The sequence below is a fragment of the Dietzia sp. WMMA184 genome (genome assembly GCF_002441635.1).
Lineage (GTDB): Bacteria > Actinomycetota > Actinomycetes > Mycobacteriales > Mycobacteriaceae > Dietzia > Dietzia kunjamensis.
The window spans coordinates 198945-209373 of record NZ_NXEI01000001.1 but is presented as its reverse complement, the minus strand read 5'-3'; the positions used below and the strand labels follow the sequence as shown (position 1 = coordinate 209373).

Annotated in this window: 11 protein-coding genes; 5 read left to right on the top strand and 6 right to left on the bottom strand. The window is 70.2% G+C overall.

The genetic code is table 11. From position 1 onward, the window contains the following. Positions 1–15: 15 nt before the first annotated feature. The gene (locus CK206_RS00980; RefSeq protein ID WP_235027824.1) at positions 16–1002 is read right to left on the bottom strand and encodes a glycine betaine ABC transporter substrate-binding protein; all 987 of its coding nucleotides are present in this window, start codon (positions 1000–1002) and stop codon (positions 16–18) included. A gap of 69 nt (positions 1003–1071) precedes the next feature. Here CK206_RS00980 and CK206_RS00975 point away from each other — a divergent pair, with 69 nt between their 5' ends. Further along, complete coding sequence (locus CK206_RS00975) at positions 1072–2145, top strand: magnesium and cobalt transport protein CorA (protein ID WP_371606811.1); 1074 nt, start codon at positions 1072–1074, stop codon at positions 2143–2145. On the opposite strand, the gene CK206_RS00970 is transcribed toward CK206_RS00975, so the two are convergent. From CK206_RS00970 to CK206_RS00960, 3 genes are read right to left on the bottom strand one after another with little or no spacing between them, the layout of a single operon-like run. After that, complete coding sequence (locus CK206_RS00970; RefSeq protein ID WP_096907204.1) at positions 2146–2718, bottom strand: suppressor of fused domain protein; 573 nt, start codon at positions 2716–2718, stop codon at positions 2146–2148. A 32-nt stretch (positions 2719–2750) separates the two neighbouring features. Further along, positions 2751–3257: a general stress protein gene (locus CK206_RS00965; protein ID WP_173674746.1), complete on the bottom strand. Its 507-nt coding sequence runs from the start codon at positions 3255–3257 to the stop codon at positions 2751–2753. Next, complete coding sequence (locus CK206_RS00960) at positions 3254–4288, bottom strand: CoA ester lyase (protein WP_096907203.1); 1035 nt, start codon at positions 4286–4288, stop codon at positions 3254–3256. The genes CK206_RS00965 and CK206_RS00960 overlap by 4 nt, the downstream gene beginning before the upstream one ends. 69 nt (positions 4289–4357) lie before the next feature. On the opposite strand from CK206_RS00960, the gene CK206_RS00955 reads away from it, so the two are divergent. From CK206_RS00955 to CK206_RS00940, 4 genes are all read left to right on the top strand, one after another. Continuing rightward, positions 4358–5671: a magnesium transporter MgtE N-terminal domain-containing protein gene (locus CK206_RS00955; protein WP_067718399.1), complete on the top strand. Its 1314-nt coding sequence runs from the start codon at positions 4358–4360 to the stop codon at positions 5669–5671. Then, complete coding sequence (locus CK206_RS00950; protein ID WP_067718401.1) at positions 5668–6219, top strand: DUF1003 domain-containing protein; 552 nt, start codon at positions 5668–5670, stop codon at positions 6217–6219. Before CK206_RS00955 ends, CK206_RS00950 begins: the two co-directional genes overlap by 4 nt. Before the next feature lie 168 nt (positions 6220–6387). After that, positions 6388–7443 carry a lytic transglycosylase domain-containing protein gene (locus CK206_RS00945; RefSeq protein ID WP_254050434.1) on the top strand — a complete coding sequence of 352 codons (1056 nt, stop codon included), beginning with the start codon at positions 6388–6390 and terminating at the stop codon, positions 7441–7443. 39 nt (positions 7444–7482) lie between these two features. After that, positions 7483–8622: an Mrp/NBP35 family ATP-binding protein gene (locus CK206_RS00940; RefSeq protein ID WP_067718407.1), complete on the top strand. Its 1140-nt coding sequence runs from the start codon at positions 7483–7485 to the stop codon at positions 8620–8622. Positions 8623–8719: 97 nt separating this feature from the next. Here the strand turns inward: CK206_RS00940 and tatB are convergent, their stop codons facing one another. Further along, positions 8720–9190 (bottom strand): Sec-independent protein translocase protein TatB, encoded by a 471-nt coding sequence (tatB, locus tag CK206_RS00935; protein WP_096905236.1) that lies wholly within the window; start codon positions 9188–9190, stop codon positions 8720–8722. Positions 9191–9265: 75 nt separating this feature from the next. Then, positions 9266–10357 (bottom strand): IS110 family transposase, encoded by a 1092-nt coding sequence (locus tag CK206_RS00930; protein ID WP_216824158.1) that lies wholly within the window; start codon positions 10355–10357, stop codon positions 9266–9268. Positions 10358–10429 lie beyond the last annotated feature (72 nt).

The following is a 10429-nucleotide window of genomic DNA, read 5'->3' as shown; positions in this document are numbered from 1 at the left end:
CACCCCTCGCGGAGGTCAGTAACCGTGCTCGTCCAACCAGTAGTTCGCCAACGCGACGGGGGTCGCGGAACCGAATTCGACCCCCAGCAGGAGCTCGCGGACGTCCTCGGTGGTCAGCTCCCCGCTGATCCGGTTCACCAGGGCGAGCTGATCCTCCGAGAGCGAGCCCTTGCGGAACACGGGCACGAGGTGCTGGGCGAGGACGGCGTCCTCGTCGTCGTCCAACGCGACGATGTCCTCCGGATGGAGGACGGGGTCGGCCGACTGGACCAGACCCACCCCGATCTCCCCTTCCCGCAGGGCGTCGAACACCGCGCGGGGGTTGGGCCCCAACGCCACGCGACGGCCGAAACCGCAGTCGTAGGTGGTACCGACGGATGTGGCGAGCTCCCGGTCCGCGAGCGCCTCCTCGCGTGCGCCGAGGGTGAAGTCACCGCACCTCCCGGCCAGGTCGGACATCGTCCGCAGGTCTCGCGATTCCGAGGTGTGCCGGGTGACCGCGTACACGGGGGCGTCCTCGGCGGGCGCAGGATCCGCCGCGGTCACGCCCTCCGGGAGGGCGGCCATCATGGCGGTGTACACCTCATCGGCCTCGACCTCGGTGGAGTTCTCGTCGAAGGTCCGGAGCAACTCACCGGTGAACCCGATCGTGAACGTCGCCTCCCCGGTCACCACGGACTCCACGACCTCGTCCTGGGTCCCGGCCTGCGGGCGGGCGGTCACCCGCGACCCCGACCGCACCAGGGCGTTGCCGTAGATATGACCGACGATCTCGACCTCGCCGAAGGATGCGGTCTCGACGACCACCACCGGATCGTCCCGGTGCGCGGGAACGATCGAGGACTGCGCCTGGCAGCCGGACAGTGCCATCGCGCCGACCCCCGCGAGCACCATCGCGCACCGCCCCGCCCGATCCCCCGTCCGCAGCATCCGACCACGCCCTTCCTCACCCCGGCCGCGCCGGTCGGCGCGGATCACCTCGAGGGACAGTCTCCCAGCCACGCCAGCCGGTCGTCACTCCGAGGGCCCGCACGGCGGATATTGTCAGGCGAGACGAGGAAAGGGGACCGGGTGCCCGCGATCCCACCACGACGGCCGTCGACAACCCGAGCAGATGCCACGCCACGAGGCCCGGCCGGGTCGGCGCACCACGCGACCGTGGACTGCGTCGTCTACATCAACGGTGTCGGTGAACGCGGCCGGGTCCCGCACCGGGAGGCGATCCGCCGCGTGCGCGACAGCGGTCGAGGCTTCGTCTGGGTCAGCCTCGACGCCCCGGGGCACGACCAGATGGAAGCGCTGTCCCGGGACCTGGGGCTGCACGAGCTCATCACCGAGGACGCGACCAGTGGCCGGCAGCGTCCCAAGTTGGAGGCCTACGACGACGCTCTCGTGCTCAACATGTCGACCGTGCGGTACCTGGCCCACGAGACGGTCACGCAGGTCAGCGACATCGTGTCCACCGGCGAGCTGATGGTGGTCCTGGGCCGGGACTTCGTGGTGACCGTCCGTCACGGGGACCAGATCACCCCCACCGACCTCGTCGGCGCGCCCGGGTACTCGCCGGAACGGTTCGCGATCGGGCCGGCGGCGGTGATGCACGCCGTGGCGGACCGTGTCGTCGACAGCTACATCGAGGCCGCCGAGGGGATGGCCGCGGACATCGACGAACTCGAGTCGGCGCTCTTCACACCGCGCACCCGGGTGGACATCGAACAGATCTACGTCCTCAAGCGGGAGCTACTCGAACTCAAACACGTCATCGGGCCGTTGACCACGCCCCTGCGACGCCTGTCGGTCGATCATCTCGACCTCGTCCCTGCCGAGGCCCGCCACTACTTCCGCGACGTCCAGGACCACCACGCACAGGCGGCAGCGGTGGTCGCGACCCTGGACGAGCAGAGCACCTCGCTCGTCAGCGCGGCGGCGGCGATAGTCGGGGTCCAACAGAACACCGACATGCGCAAGATCTCCGCCTGGGTCGCCATCGCGGCCGTACCGACGATGATCGCGGGCGTCTACGGCATGAATTTCCGCCACATGCCGGAGCTCGAGGCGCGATACGGGTACTTCGTGGTGCTGGGGATCATGGTGGCGATGTGCGCCGGGCTCTTCCTGCTGTTTCGCCGGAACCGCTGGTTGTGATCAGCGGTTCAGCCCGGGGTTGACCGCCGAGCGCCCGGGATCGGTGACATCGATGCCGGCCTCCGCCCACGCCTCCTCCAGTTCCGCCGCGCCCTTCATCCGTACCCACGCCGCCTCCGTGTGGGTGACCGGAACGGCCCGGAACACGGTGACCGGCGCGGCGTCACCGGGCAACGGCACGTCCGGGATCTCCGGAGCCCGCAGGACGACCCCCGTGAACGACGCGCCCGGCCAGAGCGGCTCGCCCAGGTCGATCAGTGCTCCCTCCGACAGGACGAGGCCCTCCACCGCGGGTGCGGCCGCGAGCACCGCCAGCGCGCGGACCAGACCGTCCACCCCGCCACGCAGGATCAGACTCAGCTCCGCCCGCGGCGCGGTGGGGTCGGGAACGAGGGCCGAGGGGTCCCCCATCGGTTCGGCTGAGCACCCCAGCGAGACATACCGCACCACGCCGGACTCGATGTCCACGAACCGCAGGATCCTGATCGGTGACGCGCCGAGGAATGTCACCGACGCCTCCTGGGGCTCCGGGCCGTGGTGCTCGATCAGATGCGCCCGCACCGCGGAGAGCACGTCCGAGGAGCTCGTCGGACCGCCGGGCAGCACTACTTCAGCCCGAGGCGGGCGAGCTCGTCGCGCACCCGTTCCGCGTTGGCGGGCTCGCACAGGACGTCGTACCGTCCCGCGACGAGCTGCGAGGTGGACGCGAAGTCACGCTTGCCGCGGGTGGCCGCGTAGGACAGCGAGGCCGAGACGACCCCGAACACCGACCCGCCCACCAGGCCCGTCAGGACGACTCCCCACATGGGCTGCGTGAAGATGCCGAGCAACAGGCCGATGAACAGCCCGAGCCAGGCGCCGGTGGCCAGGCCACCGAGCAGGACCTTGGGCCATGTGAGCCGGCCGGTCACCCGCTCGACCTGCATCAGGTCCACTCCCACGATCGTGACCTCGTGGACGGGGAACTCCTCGTCCGCGAGATGATCGACCGCGGCCTGGGCCTGCGCGTAGGTGGGGTACGACCCGACCACCCAACCGGTCGGCGGCGTGGGCAGGCCCGGGGTCTGACCAGCCCGGGTCCTACCGCCTGCCGGATTCACGGGAGAGCTCATGATGTCCGTCCTTCCGGGTCCGTTCCTACGTCGGCCTGATCCGTCACGGTCATCCCGCCCGCACGACCCCGCGCGGACACGACCAGCGCCATCTTACGACTGGCCTCGTCGAGCATCTCGTCGCCGAACATCACCGCACCGCGAGCACCTCCCTCGACGGACGTCGACCGCGCGTAGGCGGCGAGGATGGCCTCGGCCTGGTCGAACTCCTCCTGGCGGGGGCTGAACACCTCGTTGCCCGCGTCGACCTGGGCCGGGTGCAACACCCACTTGCCGTCGAAGCCGAGTGCTGCGGTGCGGGCGGCCGCACGGCGGAACCCCTCCACGTCCCGCACCTTGAGGAAGGGCCCGTCGATCGCCTGGAGGCCGTGGGCGCGGGCGGCGACGAGGATGGTCATGAGTACGTGGTGGTAGGCGTCACCCGGGGCGTAACCCTGGGGTTGCTCCCCGACCGTGAGGGTGCGCATCCCGACGGAGGCCATGAAATCGGCCGGACCGAACACCAGCGTCAGGACACGCGGACTGGCCGTCGCGATCTGATCGATGTTGGTCAGCCCCAGGGCGTCCTCGATCTGGGGTTCGATGCCGATGTGCCCGACCGGTAGGCCCGCCGCCTTCTCGACCTGGGTCAGCACCAGGTCGAGGGCCACGACCTCCGCCGCGGAGCGCGCCTTCGGCAGCAACAGTGCGTCGACGCGGGCACCCGCGCGACCGACTATCTCGGTGACGTCCCGCACCGTGTACTCGGTGTCCCACGCGTTGACGCGCACCACCACCGTGGGTGCGGCGAAGTCCCCGCCGTTCAGGGCGGCCACCACGTTCTGGCGGGCCTCCTCCTTGGCGGGACCCGCCACCGCGTCCTCGAGATCCAGGAAGACCTCGTCCACCGGCAGTCCCCTGGCCTTGTCGATCATCTTGACACTGCTGCCGGGCACGGCCAGTACCGTGCGCCGGGGACGGGCACGGAGTTCGGCGAGCGCCGTGGCGGCGTCCTCCGATGGCGCGGGTGTCGCGTGGGGGGCTGCGGTCATCGTGAGTGGCACTCCCTTACGTCCGGTATGGCGGGCGGGCGCCGCCCGTGGGTGACTAGCCTGGTCGACATGGCGAACCTCAACAAGGCCTTCGTCGCCAGGCTAGCCGGACTACCGGTGATCGGCCCTGACGGGGACGACATCGGACGGATCCGGGACGTCGTGGTGACGATGCGGTCTCGGCACAAGCCCCCCCGGGTGATCGGACTCGTGGTCGAACTACCCACGCGTCGCAGGATCTTCGTGCCGATGCTCAGGGTCGCCTCGATCGACCCCCGGTCCGTCTCCCTGGTCTCGGGCACCATCAATCTGCACCGGTTCCAGTCCCGACCCGGGGAGAACCTGGTGCTCGGGGCGTTGGTGGACTCCGTGATCGGAGTCGAGCGGGACCAGGTCGGTTCGGAGAAGTCGGGCGGTGACCAGAAGGACATCCGTTACCAGGTGGTCGACGTGGAGATCGAGCGTCAGCGCTCGAGGGACTGGCTCGTCTCCCGACTCGCCGTACGCGCACGACGCGGGCGCGCCTCGCTCGGCCGCCGCGGCGAGGTGTCGATCCATCCGTGGAGCCGGATCCGGGGACTCGACGACGACGCGATCGGCACCCCGGAACACAGTGCCGAGAGCCTGGTCGAGCACTATGCCGACATGCGCCCGGCCGACGTCGCGAACGCCCTGCGGGAACTGCCGGAGGTCCGTCGGCTGGAGGTCGCCCGGACACTGGACGACGAGCGATTGGCCGACATCCTGCAGGAGCTGCCCCACGACGAGCAGACCGAGATCGTCACCCGGCTCGAGCTGGAGCGCGCGGCGGACGTGCTCGAGGCGATGGACCCCGACGACGTGGCCGATCTGCTCGGCGAGTTGCCGGAGCAGGACGCCGAGTCATTCTTGGAACGCATGAACCCCGAGGACTCGGCTCCCGTCCGGCGTCTGCTCACGTTCGACGCGGACACCGCGGGCGGGCTCATGACCCCCGAGCCGATCATCCTGTCTCCGCAGACGACGGTGGCCGAGGCCCTCGCCCACTGCCGCAACCCCGACCTCAGCCCGGCCCTGGCCAGCCTCGTCTTCGTCGTGAGGCCCCCCACCGCGACACCGACGGGCAAGTACCTCGGATGCGTCCACATCCAGGCGCTGTTGCGGGAGCTGCCGTCGATGATGGTGGCCGAGACCGTCGACACCAGCCTGTCCACGCTGCGCCCGTCCGACTCGACGGACGCCGTGACCAGGTTCTTCGCCACCTACAATCTCGTGTGCGGGCCGGTGGTCGACGACGAGGGACACCTGCTCGGCGCGGTGGCGGTCGACGATCTGCTAGACCATGTCCTCCCGGACGACTGGCGGGACATGGACCTGCACGACGACAGGGAGGCGACCCGATGAGCGAGCCCACCGTGCGGTCCTCGCTCTCGATGCCGGTGACCTCGCGCAGACCGAGGATCAGCTTCGACGCAGACGCGGTCGGCCGCTACAGCGAGTCCGTCGCGCGGTTCTTCGGGACCGGCACATATCTGCTGATCCAGACGATCATCGTGATCGTCTGGATCATCATCAACGTCGCGGTGGTCGCCCTGCGCTTCGACCCGTATCCCTTCATCCTGCTCAACCTCGCGTTCTCGACGCAGGCCGCCTACGCCGCTCCGCTGATCCTGCTCGCACAGAACCGGCAGGAGGACCGCGACAAGGAGTCCGTCAGGGAGGATCGCCTCCGCGCCACGCAGACCAAGGCGGACACCGAGTTCCTCGCCCGGGAACTCGCCTCGGTCCGGCTCTCCGTCGGTGAGACGGTCACCCGCGACTACCTCCGGCGGGAGCTCGACGACCTCCGTGATTCCGTCGAGCGGATCGAGACCCTCCTCTCCGGCCTCGAACCCGGGACGTGTAACGCCGATCACAACAAAACCGATTCAGACGTCAAGGGCCGGGGGTAGCCTCGGCCGGGACGGAACGTCGTGGGGCGCAGCACGTTCGCTGGGCCGACCGGGAAGTCGTAGGGGGAAGTCTTGCGCCGTTTTGCGCACAACGCCGATCGCCGGGTTCTGACCAGTGCCGCCGTTACCGCCAGCGCGATCGCTGTGCTGTCGGCCGTGGGACTGAACATGGACACCAGTCGCCCCGCGCCGCCGGACATCACTCCGCTGGCCGAGTACGCGCCCAGCACGCCGACGGTGACCGAGGCTCCCGCCACCTCCCGCACCACAGAGCCGTCCCCGGAGGAGGAACCGGCCGCACCGGAGGACCCCGGCGCCGCCCACATCGAGCCGGCGACCATCCCGGACGGGCCGCTGGGCATCCCCGGCATCGCCCTCGACGCCTATCACCGCGCCGCGGACCGCCTCGATGCGGAGAAGCCCGCCTGCGAGATGGACTGGACTCTCCTGGCCGGTATCGGCCAGGTCGAGTCCAACCAGGGACGTGGTCGGTTCGACGTCCACGGCAACACCATCGGCCGCATCCTGGGCCCCCGCCTCGATGGGAGCCTTCCGGGAACCGCCGTCATCACCGACACGGACGGGGGCCGGTTCGACGGCGATGCGGAGTTCGACCGCGCGGTGGGCCCCGTGCAGTTCATCCCCTCGACCTGGGCCGGTCTCGGTCGCGACGCCAACGACGACGGGGTGGCCGATCCGAACAACATCTACGACGGCGCGCTGTCGGCGGCGTCCCTGCTGTGTGGGCAGGGGGGATCGATGGCCGATCCCGCCGCCCGCACCCGGGCGGTCCTGGCCTACAACAACTCGCTGGCCTATGTCGCCAACGTGAACGCCTGGGCCCACGGCTATGCGGTCAACGCCGTCCCGCTGCCGTCGGACCTGCCGGAGATCCACCAGCCCGAACCCACCATCGAACCCCCGGAGCCGCCCGAGCGATGCCCCGAGGGGTGGGAGGGCGAGCCCACCGAGGCACCCGAGCCCGTTGCTCCGGGTGAGCCCGAGGCCCCGGTGCCCGGTTGCACGGAGGTCGAGCCCCCGACGACTCCGGCCCCGCCCGCGCCCAGCGCCTCTCCTTCGCCGTCGGCGACGCCGACTCCGACGCCGTCGCCCGAACGCCCGGCGCCTCCGGCGGTGGCGCCCCCGGCTCCGGCGCTACCGGGTTTGCCCGTGATCGAGTTGCCCTGCATACCTCCGTTCTGCGTGCCGTCGCCGCCTGCCTGAATCGTCACCCGGTGCCGTGACGCCTAGACTCGGGGCATCATGAGTGCACCCAGCGAAGAACTGATCCGGGCCGCCCTGGCGAAGGTCGACGACCCGGAGATCCGGAAGCCGCTCACGGAGCTCGGCATGGTCAAGGGTGTCGAGGTGGACCCCGCCACGGGCCGGGTCGACATCGGCATCTACCTGACCGTCGCCACCTGTCCGATGCGGGACACCATCACCGACCGTGTCCGCACGGCGGTGGCCGACGTCCCGGGCGTCGGCGAGATCGCTGTCGAGCTCGACGTGATGAGCGACGAGCAGCGCACCGAACTGCGCAAGCACCTGCGCGGGGATGCCGCGGAGCCCGTCATCCCGTTCGCCCAGCCCGGCAACCTGACCCGCGTCTACGCGGTCGCCTCGGGCAAGGGAGGGGTCGGCAAGTCCACCGCGACGGTCAACCTCGCCACGGCCCTCGCCTCGCGGGGGCTCTCCGTGGGTGTACTGGACGCCGACATCTACGGCCACTCGATCCCTCGGATGCTGGGGACCGACGCGCGACCGACCCAGGTGGAGCAGATGATCCTGCCGCCCGTCGCGCACGACGTGAAGGTCATCTCGATCGCACAGTTCACGAAGGGCAACACCCCGGTTGTGTGGCGCGGGCCCATGCTCCACCGGGCGTTGCAGCAGTTCCTCGCGGACGTCTACTGGGGTGATCTCGACGTCCTGCTGATGGACCTGCCCCCCGGCACGGGCGATGTGGCGATCTCGATCGCGCAGCTCATCCCCTCCGCGGAGATCCTCGTGGTCACCACGCCCCAGCAGGCTGCCGCAGAGGTGGCCGAGCGGGCCGGATCGATCGCGCTGCAGACCCGTCAGCGCATCGCGGGTGTCATCGAGAACATGTCATGGCTCGAGCTGCCCGACGGCACCAGGATGGATGTCTTCGGCACCGGCGGCGGTGCCGAGGTGGCGGCCAATCTGTCCCGCTCGGTCGGTGCACCCGTCACGTTGCTCGGTCAGGTCCCCCTGGAGCAGGCCGTGCGCGAGCACGGGGACGAGGGCACGCCCATCGTCCTCGCCGAGCCGGATTCGCCGTCCGGGCGCGCATACCGCGAGATCGCGGACGGTCTGGCCGTGCGCCCCCGGGGCCTGGCGGGGATGAACCTCGGGATCGACACCACCCGGCACCTCTGACGGACGGCGACGGCCGGGGGCTCAGCCCCCGGCCGTTCGTGCCGTCTGTCCGCCGCGGGTCGGGCCGGACGCGCGCCGGACCGGTCGTGAGGGCAGGTCAGGTGGCGTCGCTGTCCCACACGGGTCCCGATGACGGGGGCGGCGGCGCCGGGGTGTCCTGGACGGGTGCGGTGCCGGCGGTCCGCGGCGCCGTCGACCGGCGGGGGTCGGCGGAGGCCGTTCCCGCGGAACCCGCCCCGCCGGCGACCGCGGGAGCGCCCGCCGGCGCAGCGGCTCCGAAGTCCCCGGAGAACAGAGAGTCGTCACCGTCAAGGAGATGCTTGGTGACCATCGCGCGCGGACTCAGCCCACGCAGGTCGTTGAGCTGCTTGAGGGGCTCCCGGAACTCCTCGAACTCGGTCCCGTAGTCATCCCGGAGCTGCTGCTGGGCGTTGCTGGCGAACTCACGGACCTTGCGGATCGCCGAGGCCAGCCAACGGGCGGCCTCGGGTAGGCGCTCGGGCCCCAGGACCACCAACGCCACCACGCCGAGCACCAGGAGCTCGGACCACCCCACGTTTGTGAACATCGCAGCCAGGATACGTCGCCGGGCTCACCGGTGGGAACCCGAGTTGTCCGGTGCCCCCGGATGCTCCTATGGATGTCAAGCGGCTTTGGCGAGGTCGGCGGTGGTCGGTGCTTTGGTGGCGGGGTCGCGAGCCTGTAGGTCGTTGATCAGGGCATGGTAGATCTCGCGCGCGATGTGGCGTTTGAGGCAGCGCATGATGTCTTTCTTGGACAGGCCTTGCGCGGTTCGTCGGTCAACGTATGAGCGGGTGCGTTCGTCCCATCGCATGCGGCTCAGTGCGATGGTATGCAGGGCGTGGTTCGCGGCCCGGTCGCCACCGCGGTTGAGTCGGTGTCGGTCTCGTCGTCCTGAAGAGGCAGGGATCGGGGCCACGCCGCACAGGTGCGCGAACGCCGCTTCGGAGCGCAGCCTGTCTGGGTTGTCGCCCGCGGTGGCCAGAAGCTGCCCGGCGACGTCAGGTCCCACGCCCATGCGGTTCATCAGGGTCGGAGCCGTCTGCGCGGTCAGGGCTTTTAGCTCGACGTCGAGGTCGGCGATCTCCTCACTCAGTGCCAGGATCCGGCGGCTCAGAATGCGTAGTGCCGCCTTGGTCGCGCCGAGGGGACTAGCGAGGTCGCTGGGACGGAACCGGGCGCAGACTACGGCCAGCTCGCGGGCGGGCAGGCCACGCAACTGGGCTCGCAATTCCTCCGGAGCGGTGATCACCAGCTGCCTGGCCTGGTTGATCGCTTGGGTGCGGGCCTTGACCGCGGAGCGCCGAGGCACACGCAAGGCCCGGACGGCCTCCACGATCCCGTCGCGGGTCTTCGGCACGCCAGTGGCACGCCCGGAGGCGACCGCGGTAGCAGCGGCATAGGCGTCTATCGGGTCGGACTTGCCCTTCATCCGCCGGGTCTTGCGGTCGGGTCGGTCGACTTCGACCACCGGTAGTCCGGCCCGGGCCAGCACCCGAGACAGCTCGGCGCCGTAGGCTCCGGTGCCCTCGACCCCAACGGCCTGCACGGTGCCGTGGCCGCCGAGCCATGAAAGTAGCTGCCGGTACCCGGAACCCGTGGCCGGGAACTCTCGGTCGGCCAGATGCCGCCCGAGGGAGTCGATCACCGCCGCGTGATGGGTCTGGCCATGCGTATCCACTCCGGCGATGACATGCACGTGCTGATCGGACATCATGGTCACTGCTGCCTTTCTCGTTGATCCCGGTGGGGCAGCACGCGCCGGCCAGGCGGGCGGACAAGACAG

Coding starts and splice junctions, on each gene's coding strand:
- CK206_RS00965 (WP_173674746.1), bottom strand. CDS start 3,257: ATGAGCTCTCCCGTGAATCCGGCAGGCGGTAGGACCCGGGCTGGTCAG.
- CK206_RS00960 (WP_096907203.1), bottom strand. CDS start 4,288: ATGACCGCAGCCCCCCACGCGACACCCGCGCCATCGGAGGACGCCGCC.
- CK206_RS00955 (WP_067718399.1), top strand. CDS start 4,358: ATGGCGAACCTCAACAAGGCCTTCGTCGCCAGGCTAGCCGGACTACCG.
- CK206_RS00950 (WP_067718401.1), top strand. CDS start 5,668: ATGAGCGAGCCCACCGTGCGGTCCTCGCTCTCGATGCCGGTGACCTCG.
- CK206_RS00945 (WP_254050434.1), top strand. CDS start 6,388: ATGGACACCAGTCGCCCCGCGCCGCCGGACATCACTCCGCTGGCCGAG.
- CK206_RS00940 (WP_067718407.1), top strand. CDS start 7,483: ATGAGTGCACCCAGCGAAGAACTGATCCGGGCCGCCCTGGCGAAGGTC.
- tatB (WP_096905236.1), bottom strand. CDS start 9,190: ATGTTCACAAACGTGGGGTGGTCCGAGCTCCTGGTGCTCGGCGTGGTG.
- CK206_RS00930 (WP_216824158.1), bottom strand. CDS start 10,357: ATGTCCGATCAGCACGTGCATGTCATCGCCGGAGTGGATACGCATGGC.